Source organism: Dysosmobacter sp. Sow4_B12 (assembly GCF_052116665.1).
Classification (GTDB): Bacteria; Bacillota; Clostridia; order Oscillospirales; family Oscillospiraceae; genus Oscillibacter.
This window is the reverse complement of sequence record NZ_JBQKKR010000014.1, coordinates 1-16,917: the sequence shown is the minus strand read 5'-3', so window position 1 is coordinate 16,917 and position 16,917 is coordinate 1. Positions and strand designations below refer to the sequence as shown.

Below are 16,917 nucleotides of genomic sequence, written 5' to 3'. Positions count from 1 at the left end.
TTATGTTGATTTCTGAAAAAGACCGCTTACCTGCGGACAAAGGCACCGTAGGGTTTTGCGTCCAGCCGCGTCTGGCAGCCCATCTTCCCGGCCATATGCCCCATAAAGAGACGCTGAACGGGCTGTCCGATGAGGCGGAACATTCGAATTTGGGCTTTTGGCAGATATTCCGGGCCGGCAAAGCGGTTCACAGCGGCCTTGTCGAAATACCCGGTCCGGGCGTAATACCGGCCCATCTCCGTGAAGGGAACTAGCAGCTTCCGGCGGTTTTTGTCGTTCATAAGGCTGAGACCGAAAATGTCGCCCTTGATGAGCGTGCCGCCGTAAGAGCATCCCAGCTGCGCGGGCAAGGTCTCCAGATACTTCTCACAGCACCGGCTCTGGGAGGCCTCCGGGAAGCCGCCCTGCAGCAAAAACGCCAGCTTTGTGCCGAGGGCCGTCTTGGGCTTCAGACCCGACAAAAACTCCAGCAGGATGCCGGGAATGTTTTCCATATACAGCGGCAGGGCGATGAGAATGTTGTCATGGGCGGTGAAGGCCTGGGCCGCGGCCGCCCATTGTCCGGGGTCAGAGAGATACCAGACCTCGGTGGTGTTTCCGCTTTCTTCCTATGTAAAACCTCCGATGTGGTGCTTCTATTCTACACCACATCGGAGCTTTACACAAAATTTGGGATGGTCTCTTTTTTACTTAACTTACTTAAAGTTTTTGCTTCCTCAGTTTAGGAAGTCCTTCAGTTTCTTGCTCCTGGAGGGATGGCGCAGTTTTCTGAGGGCTTTGGCCTCGATCTGGCGGATACGCTCACGGGTGACATTGAACTCCTTGCCCACTTCCTCCAGGGTGCGGGTGCGGCCGTCCTCGATACCGAAACGCAGCTTCAAAACCTTTTCTTCCCGGGGCGTCAGCGTGGACAGTACATCCATCAACTGCTCCTTCAGCAAAGTGAAAGAGGCGGCCTCGCTGGGCTCGCTGGCACCCTCGTCGGGGATAAAGTCGCCCAGGTGGGAATCTTCCTCCTCACCGATAGGTGTCTCCAGGGAAACGGGCTCCTGGGCGATCTTTAAGATCTCGCGGACCTTCTCCACGGGCATCCCCATCTCAGCGGAGATCTCATTGGGGGTGGGATCGTGACCCAGCTCCTGGAGGAGCTGGCGGCTGACACGGATGACCTTGTTGATGGTCTCCACCATGTGGACGGGGATACGGATGGTGCGGGCCTGGTCGGCGATGGCACGTGTGATGGCCTGCCGGATCCACCAGGTGGCGTAGGTGGAGAACTTGTAGCCCTTGGTGTAGTCAAACTTCTCCACGGCCTTGATCAGACCCAGGTTGCCCTCTTGGATCAGATCCAGAAACAGCATGCCGCGGCCCACGTACCGCTTGGCGATGGAAACCACCAGACGGAGGTTTGCCTCCGCCAGCTTTTGCTTGGCGGCCTCACCCTTTTTATAATCCGCCTGCCAGGCAGCTTCCTCCTCGGCAGTAGCGGTGACCTCTTCGCCTGCCTCCCGCTGGCGCTTCAGCTCGGCCAGATGGCGGGAGGCCTCGTTGCCGGCGGACATGGCCTGGGCCAGGTTGATCTCCTCATCGGGAGACAGCAGGGGCACCTTGCCGATCTCCTTGAGGTACATGCGGACGGGGTCGTCGATGGAGAAGTTGTTCACCAGAGTGTTGGGGTCGACCAGCTCTTCCTCCTCCACATCGGCGATCTCTTCGGCGGCAGGCTCGTCATCCGGCAGGTCCGGCAGCAGGTCGTCATCGGTGCTGATGTCGATGTTCAGCGCCTCCAGAGAGTCATACAGCTGGTCCATCTGCTCGCTCTCCAGATTCAAGTCGTCCACAGCCTCCATCAGCTCCGCGGATTCCAGCTTGCCCTTTTTCTTGCCCTTGGCCAGCAGCTCCCGCAGCTTTTCGTTGTTGATAAGCCAGCTGGCAGCAGGCAGAGCGGCCACCTGCTTGTCATCCAGGCGGACAATACCGGCCTTTTTGGCCTCTTCATCTGTCATTACACGGGGCGGCTCCTGGGCGGCGTTTGCCTCCGTGCTCTTTTTCTTCGCGGCTTTTTTGGCAGGCTTTGCAGCCGGGGCCTCCACCTCCGCGTCCGCAGACGCCAGCAGCGCGTCTGCCTGCGCCTTCAGTTCCGCGGGAGTCATTTCTTCCAATTCTTTAGCCATGCTGCTTTCCTCCAGTACCCTTTTTGTTCTTATATTTTTCTGTGGCCGCCAGCAGGGGATCAACAGTCCCACCGGCACGTTTTTCAGCCTCTGTCTGTATGATGCGTATGTAGTCCGCCAGCGCCTGCCGGGCGTTCTGCGGGGATTCCGGCTGCTGGCAGATGGCTGTGATGTGATTCATTTCCTCCTGGTCCAGCGCTCCGGCGAGGGCTGCCACGGAGGGCTGCCGCCCCTCTTCGTGGGCCTGCCACAAAAGCCCAAACACCTTTCCCAGCAGGGGAGAGGAGAACTGGTCCGACCGCAGAGGCGGCTGGATGCCGAAGAGGGATTCGTCCATGGTCAGCAGCCGCAAAACACCCTCCTCCGCCCGGGCGGAACGGAGGTTGTCGTAGCGGAAAGACCGCTCCTTTGGCTGCATCTGAGCGGCGGGGTTTAGGTCCCGCCGCAGCTCTGCCCGCTTTTCGTGGGCCAGACGGCGCTTGAAGGCCCGCTGGACCTCCAGCTTCATGGCCTCTGGCGTGATTTTGGCGGCTTCGGCGGCGTGGGCGGTGTAGATCTCCCGCTCCACCGCGCTGCTGAGGCCTGCGAGAAGGTCACTGACCTCCTCGCAGTAGGCCACACGGGCCTGGTCGTCGGCCAGGTCGTATTTCCCGGCCACCTGGGCCATGCGGAACTCAATGCCGTTTTCACTGCCGCTGAGCAGACGCTCAAAGGCGTCCGGTCCCTGGAACTTGATGAAATCGTCAGCGTCCTGCTTCACATACTCGCCGTCCACCAACCGCCGGGGCAGCTGCAGGACCCGGACGGTAAACTCCGAGTTGTTCAAAAGCTGCAGTGCCCGCTCCGTGGCGATCTTGCCGGCGTTGTCGTTGTCGTAGCACAGCACCAGCTCCTTGGTAAAGCGGGAGAGCAGGCGGGTCTGCTCTACTGTCAATGCGGTGCCCATGGAAGCCACCGCGTTGTCAAAGCCCGCCTGGTGGAGGGTGACAATATCCAGATTGCCCTCGCAGAGGATGATATTGGGCCGCTTGGTCTTCTTTGCCAGATTCAGTCCGTACAGCACTCGCCGCTTGGAGTATACCGGCGTTTCCGAGGAGTTCATATACTTGGGCTCTGACTTATCCAGCACCCGGCTTCCGAAAGCCACCACATCGCCCCGTGTGTCGATGACCGGCAGCATGAGGCGGTTGCGGAATTTGTCGTACAGGCCGCCGTTTTTGTTCTGCACCACCAGCCCAGCCTCCAGGAGTTCGGCCTTGGTATAGCCCTTTTTTGTCATGGCGGTGAGCAAGGTGTCCCAGGAATCCAGGGAGGCGCCCATGCCGAATTTGACGGCGGTGGACTTTTTGATCTGGCGCCGGTCCAGGTAGTCCTGGACGGCCCGGCCCTCCGGCTGTTGGAGCAGCTGATAGTAAAAGCGGGCGGCGTCCCGGTTCAGATCCAGCAGACGCTGCCTGCGGCGGCCGGCCTCCCGGTCCCCCTCTTCCTCGGGGACCTCCATACCGGCCCGCTTGGCCAGAAACCGCACCGCGTCGGGGAAGGTGAGATTTTCCTCCTCCATAATAAAGTTCACTACGCCGCCGCCCTTTTTGCAGCCGAAGCAGTAATAGATCTGCTTATCCGGGGAGACAGAGAAGGAACCCGTCTTTTCACTGTGGAATGGGCAGAGGCCAAAGAGGTTGGAGCCCTTCCGTGTCAGCTGCACATAACTGCCCACCACATCCACAATGTCGCTGCGGGCAATGAGCTCGTCCAGAAAATTCTGGGGAAACGCCATGGAATGGCCCCTCCTTTCGGTCAGTTTTGCCATCTTTCCCGTCTCTCATACCAAAAAAACAGGGCATTTCAGAGCAGACTAATTACTTATACCCCCTAACTTTTGAATTTCCTCTTTTTTTTCACAAAAAAATAAAAAAATTTTGTAGGAAGTGCTTTACAAGGCTTCCAATAGGTGGGTACAATAAATATTCAAGCATACGGCTGGGGAGGGAACGGACATGGAGGGTGGAGTTTGGGCGGCCCGGCTGGACCGGCCGCTGACAGAGGCGGAGGAAGCGTATCTGCTGGCGGTGCTGCCGCCGGAGCGGCATCAGCGGCTTTTGCGTCTGCCCCAGAGGGAGCAGCGGCGGGAGCCGCTTTGCGCCTACCGTCTCCTGGCGTTGGCCCTGGCGGAGGAATTGGGTTGGGATGCTTTGCCGCCTATGGGATACGGCCCCCTGGGAAAGCCCTGCTTCCCGGATTTCCCGGAAGTGGCTTTCAACCTCAGCCATACGGAGGGGGCGGTGCTGGTGGGACTGAGCAGGCGGGACATCGGCGTGGACATTCAGCGAATCCGCCCGGCCTCGCCCGGGCTCATGAAGCGTTTCGGCGCTTCCTCCGAGGCGGCGTTTTTTGAAAGCTGGGTCCGCCGGGAGGCACGAGCCAAACGAACAGGCACTCCGGTGGAGTTGGGAGCGGAAAGTCCCCTGGCGCCGGAGGAGCGGCTCTGGTTTCCGGAGACAATTCCGGGATGTGCTGCCTGCGTGGCCTTTGAAGGGCGGCTGCGTCGGGAGGTGCGGCGGCTGTGCCTAGAGGAGCTGCTGTGATACACATCTTAAACTTATAGAAAACAGACACGGAAGGACCCCGGCTGCTGCCGGGGTCCTTCCGCGTCTATCCAGGTGAGAAAGTCATGTACGGATTTATACGATCTTTCGAAGAAAGCCAGGCTGTTCCGCCTTGGTTTCACCGGCGAAATAGCGAATGATGTCCTTGCGGGTCACGATGCCGATAAAGCAGTCGAAATCGTCCACCACGGGGATGAAATTCTGGTTCATGGCGCTGTGGAGAAGCTCCTCCATGCTGACGGTGATCCGGACAGGGGGATAGCTGTCCTTCCGAAGAAGGTCCCGGACCCGCAGCCGCTCCAAGTCCCGCATGGAACAGGGATGCTGGGAGCTTTGCTCCTCGGAGAGGAGCTGCCAGAGAAAATCGCCCTCACTGACGGTACCGACGTACTGACCGTCCCGGGTGATGACGGGAATGGCGGTATAGCCGTGATGCCGCATTTTTTCCAGACCCTGGCGGAAGGTGAAGTCATCGTACAGATAGGCCACACTGCTCTTGGGGATCAGAAAATAAGCAATATTCACTGCAATGCCTCATTTCTCGGGGCGGAAGACCGCCCGTATTTGACCGACCCCGGTCTATGGTTACAGTATACAGGAAAGACCTGGTGAAATGGTGAATAATCTATGAAATTTGCCAATTCCTCCTCTTTACATTTGCTGCGGAGGCTGGTATGATAGCATTGATGTTGTATATGCAACAAGTAAGGAGTGATCGCGATGCTGACGCAGAAAGAGATGGAGCAGAGCCCTCTGTTCCGGAATATCACCTATGACGAGTATCTGCGGATGATGGATTGTTTCCGGGCAACGCAAAAGAACTTCCGTGCTGACGAGCTCATCTGCGACTTCACGTCCTCCTCCGGGGACGCGGTGGGCATCGTGGAACGGGGCAGTGCCGCCCTCATCCGCATCGACGAGGAGGGCATGGCCACCGTGCTGGAGGAGTTGGGTCCCGGCAGTGTATTTGGACGGAGTCTGGCCTTTGCCGTGTCCGGCGGGGATAGCTTGGAGGTGGTCAGCCGCTCCGGCTGCGAGGTGCTCTTTATTGACTACTATCACATTCTGAAACGGTGCGAACGGGCCTGCACCCACCACAGCCTGCTGGTGCAGAACATGCTGGGCCTTTTGGTAGAAAAGGCCCAGAAGCTCAGCCAGCGGGTGGATGTGCTGTCCCGCCGCACCATCCGGGAAAAGCTCCTTTGCTACTTCCGCCAACTCAGCGAAAAGGCGGGCAGCAACACCGTCGTGCTGCCCTTCTCTCTAAGCACCCTGGCTGACTATATCGCCACGGACCGCAGCGCCATGATGCGGGAGCTGAAGCGCCTAAGGGAGGAGGGGGTCATCCGCAGTGAGGGGCGGAAGATCACACTTTGTACATAAACGGCGCTGGTCAGCGAATATTCCAAAAGGAACGTTAAAAATTTGGCAAAACAACGGGAAAAATCCGTTGACGGACGAACATCCATATGTTAAAATGTAAACAATGTGTCATTTCATAGGATGCAGGTCTGCGTACTCCTAAAATTCAGACTTTGGGAAAGAAGGAAAAATATGTATCGCATCGTGAGAAAAGAGGCTCTCCGTCCCACCGTTACGCTGTATGAGATCGAAGCTCCCCTGATCGCCAAGAAGGCGCAGCCGGGCCAGTTTATCATCCTGCGGGTGGACGAGAACGGCGAGCGCATCCCCATCACCATCAATAATTACGACCCCGAAAAGGGCACCGTTACCATCATCGTCCAGACCGTGGGCGCCACCACCGAGAAGCTGAGCCACCTCAACGAGGGCGACTGCCTCCAGGACTTTGTAGGCCCCCTGGGCAAGGCCACTGTGACCGAGGGCAAGAAGAAGGTCTGCGTGGTGGGCGGCGGCGTTGGCTGCGCCATCGCCTATCCCGTGCTGAAGAAGTTCCACGATGACGGTGCCGAGGTCCACGCCATCGTCGGCTTCCGCAGCGAGGACCTGGTGATTCTGGAGGAGGACTTCAAGAAGTCCAGCGATCAGCTGATCGTCTGCACCGACGATGGCTCCTACGGCCGCAAGGGTCTGGTCACTGATGCTCTGAAGGAGCTCATCGAGGCCGGGAACCAGTATGACGAGGTCTTCGCCATCGGCCCCATGGTCATGATGAAGTTTGTTTCCTTGACCACCAAACCCTACGGCATCCCCACCACCGTCTCCATGAGCCCCATCATGGTGGACGGCACCGGCATGTGCGGCGGCTGCCGCCTCAGCGTCGGCGGTGAGATGAAGTTCGCCTGCGTGGACGGCCCCGACTTCGACGGCCACAAGGTGGATTGGGACCTGGCTGTCAAGCGCAACCAGATGTATCGGGATTTCGAGATGCACAAGCACGAGGAGACCTGCAACCTGTTCAAGAAGGAGGCCGAATAATATGGCCAATATGTCTTTAGTGAAAAACCCCATGCCCTCCCAGGACCCCAACGTCCGCAATAAGAATTTCCAGGAGGTGGCACTGGGCTATACCGAGGAGCAGGCTCTGGACGAGGCCCAGCGCTGCTTGAACTGCAAGGCCAAGCCCTGCATGACCGGCTGCCCTGTTATGGTACATATCCCCGAGTTTATCGCCGAGGTGGCCAAGGGCAACTTCGAGGAGGCCTATCAGATCATTTCCCATACCTCCGCTCTGCCCGCCGTCTGCGGCCGTGTCTGCCCCCAGGAGAACCAGTGCGAGAAGTACTGTGTCCGGGGCAAGAAGGGCGAGCCCGTGGGTATCGGCCGTCTGGAGCGCTTTGTGGCCGACTGGCACAATGCCAACTGCCATACGGCGCCCGAAAAGCCTGCCTCCAACGGCCACCGTGTGGCCATCGTGGGCTCCGGCCCCGCAGGCTTGACCTGCGCCGGCGACCTGGCCCGCAAGGGATATGAGGTCACCGTGTTCGAGGCCCTGCACCTGGCCGGCGGCGTGCTGGTCTATGGCATCCCCGAGTTCCGTCTGCCCAAGTCCATCGTCCAGAAGGAAGTGGACGGCTTGAAGGCCCTGGGCGTCACCATCGCCACCGATACCGTGGTGGGCCGTACCATCACCGTGGACGAGCTGATGGAGGAGCAGGGCTTTGAGGCCGTGTTCATTGGCTCCGGTGCCGGCCTGCCCATGTTCATGAATATCCCCGGCGTCAACTACAAGGGCGTGTTCTCCGCCAACGAGTTCTTGACCCGCATCAATCTGATGAAGGCCTACAAGCCCGAGTCCGACACCCCCATCGTCCATCCCAAGAAGGTGGCGGTCGTTGGCGGCGGCAACGTGGCTATGGACGCCGCCCGCTGCGCCAAGCGCCTGGGCGCCGAGGTGTACATCGTGTACCGCCGCGGCATGGAAGAGCTCCCCGCCCGTAAGGAAGAGGTGGAGCACGCCGAGGAAGAGGGCATCATCTTCAAGACCCTCAACAACCCCGTGGAGATTTTGGCTGACGAGAACGATAACGTCAACAAGATCCGCTGCATCCAGATGGAGCTGGGCGAGCCCGACGCCTCCGGCCGCCGCCGCCCTGTGGAGATCCCCGGCAGCGAGTTCGACCTGGACGTGGACTGCGTCATCATGGCTCTGGGCACCAGCCCCAACCCCCTGATCAAGGACACCACCAAGGGCCTGGAGATCAACAAGAAGGGCGGCATCGTGGTCAACGAGGACGGCCTAACCTCCAAGGAGAATGTTTACGCCGGCGGTGACGCCGTCACCGGCGCTGCTACCGTTATTTTGGCCATGGGCGCCGGCAAGACCGCTGCCAAGGCTATCGACGAGGCGCTGAGCAAGTAAAAACCGTGAAAAAGGAGCGGGCATTCGCCCGCTCCTTTTTGCAAAAGCCGAAAACAATTCGATTCAAAGAAGGAAGAGATGACAATGAGCCAGACACAGGAGAAAAACAGGCTCCGTCCCTGCAAAACGATCAAGTACATCTGCCTGGCCATCCTGCTTTGCGCGGCCATCGGCGCGGCGGGTTTCCTGGGAGGCCGGTATGCCGCGGAAAACAGCGAAAAGGCACCGGAGCTTTCCGCCGTGGTGCTGGAGAGCCGCCTGGCGGAGATCAGCGAACTGGCTACCATGACATATGGCTATACCAATATGGCCCAATTTGAAAACAGCAATGACTTTTACGGCGTCAAGGTTCCCTTTACCACGAAGAAGTTCATTCTCACCTATGACGGGACCATCAAAGCGGGAATCGACTTGAGCCGGGCGCAGGTGGAAGTCTCCGGCGGAGCGGTGCGAATCATGCTTCCAAAGGCGCAGGTCCTCTCCCATGAGATCGAAGAGGACAGCGTAGAGATTTTTGACGAAAAGGCCAGCATTTTCAACCCCTTCACCGTGGAGGATTTCACGGCCTTTCAAGCGGAGCAGAAAGCCATTGTGGAAGAAAAAGCCGTCAGCCGCGGACTCCTGGAAGAGGCCGGGCAGAAGGCTCGAAGCAGTGTCCAGCTGATGGTGGGGGAACTCCTTCCGGAGGATGTCCAACTGACAGTGGAGCTTGCTGGATAAAGTGTAAAAATGCGTGTGCCGGAGGGCACGCGCATTTTTTTACAGGTCTACCACGGTGACGTGATGTCCCGTGTGGGGGAGAAAAACGTTCAGCAGGTCGGAGGTGGCGATGCGGAGGCTGCCGTCATTTTTGCAGGGGTGGCAGCCAAACCATTGGGCTTCATAGACCTCCCGATCCATCAGAAGGCGGACATGATGGTCTGTGTCGTTCATGAGCCCCAGCACGCTGGCGGAGCCGGGGGTGCAGCCCAAAAGCGTCTCCATGGCCTCGGGCGGGGCGAAAGACAGGCGTGAGGAGCCGATCTGATGGCTGAGGTCCTTGGTGTGGAAGGGCTTATCCTCCGGCATGGTCAAAAGGTAAAAGTCCGTTTTCTGCCGGTTACATAAAAAGAGGTTCTTGCAGATGCGGATGCCCAGCACGTCGCTGATAGCGGCGCAGTCCGCCATGGTGTTGGCAATGGAGTGCTCCACCCGCTGGTAGGGAATGTGCAGTTGGTCCAACAGGGCGAAGGAGGCCATCTCCGCCTGGCAGCGGTCCGCCGCAGGAGCGGTCGTGAAAATACCGGAGATCTCCATGGACTTATTCCTCCTTCAGCAGCTTCTCGCCGGCACGGTAAATGTCGCCGGCGCCCACAGTCAGAATAAGGTCACCGGGCTGGGCGGCTTTGCGAAGCTCTTCCGTTACCTTATCCAGGGTAGAGCAGTACACCGCGCCGGGAATGTTCCGGCACAGGTCGGAGGAGGAAATGCCCAGGGTATTCTGTTCCCGGGCTGCGAAGATCTCCGCCAGGATGGTCACGTCCGGCAGCTTCAGCTCTTCCACAAAGCGGTCGAACAGCTTGGCGGTGCGGGAGTAGGTGTGGGGCTGGAAGGCCACAATGAGCCGCTTATAGGGCAGGGAACGGGCGGTGGCCAGCAGGGCGTGGAGCTCATCGGGATGGTGGGCGTAATCGTCATAGACCTCGGCGCCGTTGTAGGTGCCCTTGTGCTCAAAGCGGCGGCCGGCTCCGGTGAAAGCGGCCAGGCCCTCCTCTACGGCCTCGCCGGGCAGGCCCAGGGCGTATGCAGCAGAGGCGGCTGCCAGGGCGTTGAGCACATTGTGGCGGCCGTAGACATGGAGCTTCACGTGGGCGTATGCTTCTCCGTGAATCATAATGTCAAACGTGGGACGGCCGTCCTCCTCACCCAGATTGGCGGCGGTGCAGTCGGCCTCGTGGTCCAGGGCGAAGGTGAACACAGGATGGGAAAGACCTGCCACGGAGTCCAGTGCTCCCTGGTTGTCGGCGTTGATGATGACGGAGCCGGTGGAGGGCACCAGGTCCGCGAACTTGTGGAAGGAGTGCTCAATGTCCTGCAAATCCTTGAAAAAGTCCAGGTGGTCCGGCTCCACGTTCAAAATGACGGCCACAGTGGGGTAGAAACTGAGAAAGCTGTTGCAGTATTCGCAGGACTCCAGAATGATGGTGTCCCCCTTGCCCACCCGGTAGCCGGAGTGCAGCAGGGGCAGGGTCCCGCCGATCATAACGGTGGGGTCCTGCTGGGCTGCCATGAAGATGTGGGTGCACATGGAGGTGGTGGTAGTCTTGCCGTGGGTGCCGGAAACGCATAGGGCGTTGGGATAGCGCTGCATAATGGCGCCCCAGGCCTGGGCCCGCTCATAGACAGGAATGCCCCGGGCCACGGCACCGGCGATCTCCGGATTGCCGTCATGGACGGCGGCGGTGCGGATGACCAGGTCGCAGTCTCCCAGGTTATCGGCGTTGTGGCCGATGGCCACGGGGATGCCCAGGGAGCGCAGATGCTCCACGGTGTCGCTGTCATTCATATCAGACCCCTGGACCTCCAGGCCCATGCCCTTGAGCACCTCCGCCAGAGGGCACATGGACACGCCGCCAATGCCCACCAGATGGGCACGCTTGCCGGGAACGATGAGGTCACGGATGGGAAGGGGATTGTTCATCATGGAAAGAACTTCCTTTCAAAAGGCCTTCCGGTTGCAAAACCGGAGACACTATACTATAATTTAAGCACTTCATTATAGTATACGTGAAAGAGAAATGCAACTAAAAGCGGGAGGAAGTATGGCAAAAATCCCGGAATTTGTGAAAAATCTTCTGTGTACCCTGGAGTCCGCCGGCCACCAGGCCTGGTGCGTGGGGGGCTGCGTCCGGGACCTGCGGCTGGGCAGGACGCCGGTGGACTGGGATGTGACCTCCTCCGCCCTTCCGGAGGAGACCATGGCCCTGTTCGGTGAACGGGCTGTCCCCACGGGGTTGAAGCACGGAACAGTCACCGTCCGCACGGAGGACCAACCGGTAGAGGTAACCACCTTCCGAAAGGATGGAGCGTACCGCGACCATCGCCGGCCGGAGACGGTCACTTTTACGGACTCTCTGGAGGAGGATCTGAGGCGCCGGGATTTTACCGTCAACGCCATGGCCCTGGACCTGCGGGGCACCTTCCGGGACCCCTTCGGGGGGCTTGGGGACCTTGAGAGGGGAATTTTGCGGTGCGTGGGGGAACCGGAGCGGCGGTTTCATGAGGATGCCCTGCGGATTTTGCGGGGACTGCGGTTTTCCGCCTGCCTAGGTTTCGTCCTAGAGGAAAAAACAGCGTCTGCCATCCGAGAGAAAAAAGAGCTGCTGCGGGACATCGCACCGGAGCGCGTCTGGGCAGAGCTTTCCCGCCTGCTGACGGGGCGGTGGGCTGATGAAGTGCTGCGGGCGTATCCGGAAGTCGTGGGTGTGTTCTGGCCGGAGCTGCTGCCCATGATAGGTTTTGACCAGCGGACACGGCACCACTGCTATGATGTTTGGGAGCATACCCTCCACGCCCTGGCGGCGGTGGAGCCGGATGTGGTCCTGCGATGCACCATGCTGCTCCATGATGTGGGAAAACCGGAGACTTTCACATTGGATGCCCGGGGCCACGGCCATTTCAAGGGCCATCCCGCCCGGAGTGCCGCCCTAACGGAGGATATGCTCCGCCGCCTGCGGGTGGATAACGCTACCCGGGAGACCGTGGTGCGTTTGGTGGAATGGCACGACCGAAACATCCCACGGACGGACCAGGGCCTTCGTCGTGCCCTGCGGGACCTGGGGGAGGCGGACCTGCGGCGCTTACTGGCGGTGAAGCGGGCGGACAACCAGGCCCAGGCCCACCAGGACCTGCTGGGGGAGATTGACAAAGCGGAGGCCATTTTGGACCGCCTGCTGGCGGAGGGGGCCTGTGTGTCCCTCGGGCAACTGGCGGTGCGGGGCGGCGACCTGGCAGCCCTGGGGCTTCGCGGCCCGGCGATAGGGCGGATGCTGGACCTTCTGCTGGACCGGGTGGTGGACGGTGATGTGCCCAATGAGCGGGAGATATTGCTGAAAACGGCGGCGGGACTGTTACCGTTTTGTGGTTGAAGAATGATGATACCACCTCTATACTGGCGGCAGAGCGAGAATAGAGGTGGTATATTTATGCACAAAAAAGTGCTTTTGACCCTGGTGGCGTGTCTGCTGCTGTCCGGCTGCGGGAAACAGGCAGAGCCTGTAACAGAAGAACCTGTCCAACCGGCGGAGCCCTGGCGGGGGGCTTATATTGGCTTTTTGGAGGACCTGTGCCAGCGGGAAAAAGAACTGCGGGACACAGACCGGCCGGATTACGACCCCAATAACGTGGATTTGGAAATCGGAGAGGTCAGCGGCCAGTATGTCCTCTATGACATTGATCAGGACGCTGCGCCGGAGCTGCTGATCCGTTACGGATTGGGAGAGGCGGGATACCACACCACGGTGTACGGCTACCGGGACGGCACCGTGACAGAGCTGGGAGATATTTCCACTGGGCACACCAGCTTCTATACCTGGCCGGGAGAAAACGGCCTGGCCTACGACTGGGGCCATATGGGCGGACATTTTATTGACAAGATCACCTTGGGGAATGGGGAGCTGGCGCAGACGGAGTTTTTCCAGGAGGGAACAGAAGCGCCGGTGCAAATCTATACGGCGGCGGAGGATGTGATACCCGGCAGCCGCTATCTGCGGGAAACACCCACCACCGTCCAGCTGCCGGAGCTGTCTCCACTGACCCTGCCCATTCAGGATTACGGAAAGGTGCCTTTGGATGAACCGCTGGACCCGGAGCGGGATGATGTGGCCCAGGCGGCTATTAGGGAGGTCTTGGAAAACGAAGGGCCCTTTTACGCCGTCACTGCCGATGGCTTTGGCGGGGACGCCGGGGAAACGACATTGGAGGCTTACCTCCAGCCCGGCGGCATCACGGAGTACGCGGACCAACCGCTCAGTATGACGAAGCTGGCCTGGGTAGACACAGACCGGGACGGGCAGCGGGAATGTCTGTTGTGGGTGGAACGGGCGCAGGGAGACCCTTATGGCGGAGCGTACATTGTGGTCCTCAGCGAGCAAAGCGGCACCGTGTACGGCTACTGCTTGAATTACACAGACAGCACAGAAGTTCTGGAGGACGGCGTGTTCCGTGACACTTATGCGGAGGGAGACTCCTGGGGCGAAATGCGCCTCAGCTTCCAGGAAAACCAGTGTTACCTGTATACCGCCACGGAGGACAGTACGGCACCCACTGTCACCTGGGAGATCCCTTGAATCCAAAACTCACCGCCGGAGGAGAGTTCCTCCGGCGGTGAGTTTTTACACGATGTCCAGCAGCTGCCGCAGGTCTGTAACAATGTAGTCAATGCGCAACCCCTGCGGCGGTGTCTGCCGCTTGGGGTTGAACCAGCAGCAGGGAAGTCCGGCGTTATTGGCGCCCCGGATGTCCGTTGCCAGGGAGTCCCCGATGACGAGGGCATTTTCCGCTGTCAGTTCCGGCACTCTGTCACAGACGTATTCATAATAAGCCCTGTCCGGCTTGGAGGCGCCGGCATCCTCGGAGATGAAGGCGGCGGTGATGAGATCGGCGAATACGCTGCCCCGCAGGCGGCTGCGCTGCACAGATGCCACGGCATTGGTGAGGATGTACAGCTTATGCCCCCGGTGAACCAGCTCCCGGCAGACCTCCTCCGCATGGGGCAGGGGATAGACGCCTTCCCCCAGAGCGGACAGGTAGTCCTCGTTGCACTGAGCGGGGTCCCGGTCCTCCAGCCCCAAAGCCCGCAAAAGGCGCACGTACCGCTCCAGGGTCACATACTCCTTGGAGACCTCTCCTCGGTCAAAGGCATCCCACAGCTCCCGGTTGATGTCATGGTACAACTGGCGGACCTCGGGTGTATCGGGGATGCCATGGGTCTGGCACATGAGAGTAAAGGCCCTGACGGAGGCCTTCGGAAAGTCAAACAGCGTATCGTCTGCGTCAAAGAGCAGATAGGGATATTTCATGAAACGACTCCTTCATTTTTATTTATATAATGTATCTTATCATGCGCTGGCTGAAAAGGCAATCACTCTCTTGGAGTGAAAGCATACCATGGAGCAGGGAGGGATGGGGATGAACAAGCGCTTTGGCGTCATCGGCGGAGACCGGCGACAGGCGGAACTGGCACGGCTCCTGCGCCGGGACGGCCACCGGGTGGTCACATACGGATTGCAGGAATGGAAGCCGGGCGGAGAGGCCACACTGGACCAGGCGGCGGGCCAGGAGATCGTGGTTCTTCCTTTGCCGCTGTGCAGAGGGGAGCAAGTCCTCAACTGCCGGGAGGACCCGGTGACTACCGCTGAGCTGTTTCGAAAACTGGCCCCTTGGCAGACCGTCCTTGCGGGACAGGTGCCGCCGGAGCAGCGCCGAGAGGCGGAAAGCCTAGGCTTACAAGTGGTGGACTACTTTACAAGGGAAGAACTGAAGGTAGCCAATGCCGCCGCCACGGCGGAAGCAGCTATCCAGGTGGCTATGGAGCAGTCAGATCAGCTGCTGTTGGGCGGAAAGTGTCTGGTTTTGGGCTTCGGCCGCATCGGCAGGCTCCTGGCCTTTCGTTTACGGGGCCTGGGGGCGCTGGTGACAGCCGCCGCCAGAAAGCCGGAGGACCTGGCCTGGATACGGGCCTATGGCTGTGAAGCCCTGGAGATCGGAAAGCTGGATGGACACCTGTCTGGGTTCCGGGCGGTGTTCAACACCGTGCCCTCTCTGGTCCTGGATGAGCGGCTGCTGGAGCAGCTGCCGGAGAATTGCCTGTGTGTGGATCTGGCGTCCGTGCAGGGAATCGACCTAGCGGCCGCAGAACGCCGGGGCATGCCCCAGGTGTGGGCCCGGTCCCTGCCGGGGCGGCTGGTGCCCCTGGCTGCGGCGGAGATCATCCGGGACACGGTCTATCAGATTCTGGAAGAACGAGGTGACCTGGTGTGAGAAAGGAGCGAGTCGGATTCGCCATGTGCGGGTCCTTCTGTACACACGCGAAGGTCCTGGAGGCGCTGAAGGGACTAACAGAGGAATATGAAACCATTATCCCTATCGTATCGGAGATTACAGGGAGCACAGATACAAGATTTGGTGCATCGGATGCGCTGTTAAAGCGGCTGCAGGAACTAACGGGACGAGAGCCTTTGATGGATATTCCTTCGGTGGAACCCATCGGGCCGAAAGGATTGCTGGATGTGCTGGTCATCGCACCGGCAACGGGAAACACCCTCGCCAAATTAGCCGCCGGCATCACGGACACGACGGTGACCATGGCCGCCAAAGCCCATCTCCGCAATGGCCGGCCGGTGGTTATCGCCATGGCCAGCAACGACGGGTTGTCCGCGGGAGCGAAAAATATCGGCGAGCTATTGGTGCGCAAAAACTACTACTTTGTCCCCTTTGGGCAGGACAGTGCTATTTTGAAACCTTGCTCCTTAATGGCGGACTTTACATTGCTGCCGCAGACCGTGGACGCAGCTCTGCGGGGGGAGCAGCTCCAGCCAGTATTACTGCGATCATAACTATGGATGATGAAAGGAGAGGGGGAACCCTCTCCTTTTGCAACAAGAAAAAGGAGACAAGTCAGTAAAAATGACGAATGGAATGAGAAAAAACAGATAAATCAATAAGATCTGCTAATAGTAAATATCAGAAACATTAAGGGATATGGTGAATAATTTCCAGGAAATAGGAAAAAACAAGAAGGCGAAAGAAAAAGTAGACAAAGCGCGAAAAAGAGGGTTGACTTTTTGGACGGCCTTTGGTATTCTAACAAAGCTGTCGGCGCGGTAAGCACTGCGCCAGAGAGTGGAAGAAAAAACACTTGACAGCAGCCACAAAGTGTGGTAACTTATCGAAAGTTGCCACTCAAGTTTACAGCGAACAATGTTGAAAACTTTCTGAAAAAGTTCTTGACAAAGCGAGCTGATTGTGGTAACTTAAAAAAGTTGCTGAAAGTGCAAAATTGAGTCGAAAACATCAAAAACTTTTGAAAAAAGTACTTGACAAATTCGAAAAGATTTTGTAAAATTAGCAATGTTCCGCCGGGAACGGCGTGTACCTTGTAAATTAAACAACGTAACGAAAAGAAAGCACCAGACGGTAAGCTTTTCTGTGAGAAATCGCAGAGGAGCACCGAAAAAGTTGCGGGGCCGGGTTCAGTCAATTACCAGGGCCCGTAACTATAAAAAACATGAAGCTATGACAAATAGCTCTGTAAAAGATTAGCTCGAACTACGGTTCGTGTTGATACCATTTTATAGAGAGTTTGATCCTGGCTCAG

16 protein-coding genes are annotated in these 16,917 nt (G+C 58.7%); 9 read left to right on the top strand and 7 right to left on the bottom strand.

Annotated elements, in window-relative coordinates:
• Positions 1-26 precede the first annotated feature (26 nt).
• The 3 genes from ACTQ4R_RS11030 to dnaG form a co-directional block, all read right to left on the bottom strand.
• On the bottom strand, positions 27-494 hold the full coding sequence (locus ACTQ4R_RS11030) for a hypothetical protein (RefSeq protein ID WP_441628628.1): 468 nt from the start codon (positions 492-494) through the stop codon (positions 27-29).
• A 222-nt stretch (positions 495-716) separates the two neighbouring features.
• Complete coding sequence (rpoD, locus tag ACTQ4R_RS11025; protein WP_441628709.1) at positions 717-2,006, bottom strand: RNA polymerase sigma factor RpoD; 1,290 nt, start codon at positions 2,004-2,006, stop codon at positions 717-719.
• Positions 2,007-2,166: 160 nt separating this feature from the next.
• Positions 2,167-3,984 carry a DNA primase gene (gene dnaG, locus ACTQ4R_RS11020; RefSeq protein WP_441628626.1) on the bottom strand — a complete coding sequence of 606 codons (1,818 nt, stop codon included), beginning with the start codon at positions 3,982-3,984 and terminating at the stop codon, positions 2,167-2,169.
• A gap of 187 nt (positions 3,985-4,171) precedes the next feature.
• On the opposite strand from dnaG, the gene ACTQ4R_RS11015 reads away from it, so the two are divergent.
• Positions 4,172-4,759, top strand: a complete 588-nt coding sequence (locus ACTQ4R_RS11015) for a 4'-phosphopantetheinyl transferase family protein (protein ID WP_441628624.1) — start codon at positions 4,172-4,174, stop codon at positions 4,757-4,759.
• A gap of 96 nt (positions 4,760-4,855) precedes the next feature.
• On the opposite strand, the gene ACTQ4R_RS11010 is transcribed toward ACTQ4R_RS11015, so the two are convergent.
• Positions 4,856-5,305, bottom strand: coding sequence for a CBS domain-containing protein (locus ACTQ4R_RS11010; protein ID WP_441628622.1), 450 nt, complete (start codon positions 5,303-5,305; stop codon positions 4,856-4,858).
• A gap of 195 nt (positions 5,306-5,500) precedes the next feature.
• Here ACTQ4R_RS11010 and ACTQ4R_RS11005 point away from each other — a divergent pair, with 195 nt between their 5' ends.
• The 4 genes from ACTQ4R_RS11005 (at position 5,501) to ACTQ4R_RS10990 (ending at position 9,281) form a co-directional block, all read left to right on the top strand.
• A complete protein-coding gene (locus tag ACTQ4R_RS11005) occupies positions 5,501-6,163 on the top strand; it encodes a Crp/Fnr family transcriptional regulator (RefSeq protein WP_441628620.1) in 663 nt (220 codons plus the stop codon).
• A gap of 171 nt (positions 6,164-6,334) precedes the next feature.
• Positions 6,335-7,177: a sulfide/dihydroorotate dehydrogenase-like FAD/NAD-binding protein gene (locus ACTQ4R_RS11000; RefSeq protein ID WP_441628618.1), complete on the top strand. Its 843-nt coding sequence runs from the start codon at positions 6,335-6,337 to the stop codon at positions 7,175-7,177.
• 1 nt (position 7,178) lies between these two features.
• On the top strand, positions 7,179-8,561 hold the full coding sequence (gltA, locus tag ACTQ4R_RS10995) for an NADPH-dependent glutamate synthase (RefSeq protein WP_441628616.1): 1,383 nt from the start codon (positions 7,179-7,181) through the stop codon (positions 8,559-8,561).
• Positions 8,562-8,645: 84 nt separating this feature from the next.
• The gene (locus ACTQ4R_RS10990) at positions 8,646-9,281 is read left to right on the top strand and encodes a DUF4230 domain-containing protein (protein ID WP_441628614.1); all 636 of its coding nucleotides are present in this window, start codon (positions 8,646-8,648) and stop codon (positions 9,279-9,281) included.
• Positions 9,282-9,320: 39 nt separating this feature from the next.
• Here the strand turns inward: ACTQ4R_RS10990 and ACTQ4R_RS10985 are convergent, their stop codons facing one another.
• Together ACTQ4R_RS10985 and murC are read right to left on the bottom strand one after the other, a co-directional pair.
• Positions 9,321-9,857, bottom strand: a complete 537-nt coding sequence (locus ACTQ4R_RS10985; RefSeq protein WP_441628612.1) for a prolyl-tRNA synthetase associated domain-containing protein — start codon at positions 9,855-9,857, stop codon at positions 9,321-9,323.
• A gap of 4 nt (positions 9,858-9,861) precedes the next feature.
• The gene (gene murC, locus ACTQ4R_RS10980) at positions 9,862-11,244 is read right to left on the bottom strand and encodes a UDP-N-acetylmuramate--L-alanine ligase (RefSeq protein WP_441628610.1); all 1,383 of its coding nucleotides are present in this window, start codon (positions 11,242-11,244) and stop codon (positions 9,862-9,864) included.
• A 118-nt stretch (positions 11,245-11,362) separates the two neighbouring features.
• Here murC and ACTQ4R_RS10975 point away from each other — a divergent pair, with 118 nt between their 5' ends.
• Both ACTQ4R_RS10975 and ACTQ4R_RS10970 read left to right on the top strand, forming a co-directional pair.
• Positions 11,363-12,688: a CCA tRNA nucleotidyltransferase gene (locus ACTQ4R_RS10975; RefSeq protein ID WP_441628608.1), complete on the top strand. Its 1,326-nt coding sequence runs from the start codon at positions 11,363-11,365 to the stop codon at positions 12,686-12,688.
• A 57-nt stretch (positions 12,689-12,745) separates the two neighbouring features.
• On the top strand, positions 12,746-13,888 hold the full coding sequence (locus tag ACTQ4R_RS10970) for a hypothetical protein (RefSeq protein WP_441628606.1): 1,143 nt from the start codon (positions 12,746-12,748) through the stop codon (positions 13,886-13,888).
• 45 nt (positions 13,889-13,933) lie between these two features.
• Here the strand turns inward: ACTQ4R_RS10970 and ACTQ4R_RS10965 are convergent, their stop codons facing one another.
• Positions 13,934-14,620, bottom strand: coding sequence for a YjjG family noncanonical pyrimidine nucleotidase (locus ACTQ4R_RS10965; protein ID WP_441628604.1), 687 nt, complete (start codon positions 14,618-14,620; stop codon positions 13,934-13,936).
• A 109-nt stretch (positions 14,621-14,729) separates the two neighbouring features.
• Between ACTQ4R_RS10965 and ACTQ4R_RS10960 the strand changes: the two genes are divergently transcribed.
• Together ACTQ4R_RS10960 and ACTQ4R_RS10955 are read left to right on the top strand one after the other, a co-directional pair.
• Positions 14,730-15,581, top strand: coding sequence for a dipicolinate synthase subunit DpsA (locus ACTQ4R_RS10960; RefSeq protein ID WP_441628602.1), 852 nt, complete (start codon positions 14,730-14,732; stop codon positions 15,579-15,581).
• Positions 15,578-16,156 (top strand): dipicolinate synthase subunit B, encoded by a 579-nt coding sequence (locus ACTQ4R_RS10955; protein WP_441628600.1) that lies wholly within the window; start codon positions 15,578-15,580, stop codon positions 16,154-16,156. The genes ACTQ4R_RS10960 and ACTQ4R_RS10955 overlap by 4 nt, the downstream gene beginning before the upstream one ends.
• Positions 16,157-16,917 lie beyond the last annotated feature (761 nt).

What these genes read in the sequence shown, in the direction of transcription:
- ACTQ4R_RS11030 (WP_441628628.1), bottom strand. Translation starts at nt 494, where the DNA reads ATGGAAAACATTCCCGGCATCCTGCTGGAGTTTTTGTCGGGTCTGAAG.
- ACTQ4R_RS11000 (WP_441628618.1), top strand. Translation starts at nt 6,335, where the DNA reads ATGTATCGCATCGTGAGAAAAGAGGCTCTCCGTCCCACCGTTACGCTG.
- ACTQ4R_RS10970 (WP_441628606.1), top strand. Translation starts at nt 12,746, where the DNA reads ATGCACAAAAAAGTGCTTTTGACCCTGGTGGCGTGTCTGCTGCTGTCC.
- ACTQ4R_RS10960 (WP_441628602.1), top strand. Translation starts at nt 14,730, where the DNA reads ATGAACAAGCGCTTTGGCGTCATCGGCGGAGACCGGCGACAGGCGGAA.
- dnaG (WP_441628626.1), bottom strand. Translation starts at nt 3,984, where the DNA reads ATGGCAAAACTGACCGAAAGGAGGGGCCATTCCATGGCGTTTCCCCAG.
- ACTQ4R_RS11015 (WP_441628624.1), top strand. Translation starts at nt 4,172, where the DNA reads ATGGAGGGTGGAGTTTGGGCGGCCCGGCTGGACCGGCCGCTGACAGAG.
- gltA (WP_441628616.1), top strand. Translation starts at nt 7,179, where the DNA reads ATGGCCAATATGTCTTTAGTGAAAAACCCCATGCCCTCCCAGGACCCC.
- ACTQ4R_RS10975 (WP_441628608.1), top strand. Translation starts at nt 11,363, where the DNA reads ATGGCAAAAATCCCGGAATTTGTGAAAAATCTTCTGTGTACCCTGGAG.
- ACTQ4R_RS11005 (WP_441628620.1), top strand. Translation starts at nt 5,501, where the DNA reads ATGCTGACGCAGAAAGAGATGGAGCAGAGCCCTCTGTTCCGGAATATC.
- ACTQ4R_RS10965 (WP_441628604.1), bottom strand. Translation starts at nt 14,620, where the DNA reads ATGAAATATCCCTATCTGCTCTTTGACGCAGACGATACGCTGTTTGAC.
- ACTQ4R_RS10990 (WP_441628614.1), top strand. Translation starts at nt 8,646, where the DNA reads ATGAGCCAGACACAGGAGAAAAACAGGCTCCGTCCCTGCAAAACGATC.
- rpoD (WP_441628709.1), bottom strand. Translation starts at nt 2,006, where the DNA reads ATGACAGATGAAGAGGCCAAAAAGGCCGGTATTGTCCGCCTGGATGAC.
- murC (WP_441628610.1), bottom strand. Translation starts at nt 11,244, where the DNA reads ATGATGAACAATCCCCTTCCCATCCGTGACCTCATCGTTCCCGGCAAG.
- ACTQ4R_RS10985 (WP_441628612.1), bottom strand. Translation starts at nt 9,857, where the DNA reads ATGGAGATCTCCGGTATTTTCACGACCGCTCCTGCGGCGGACCGCTGC.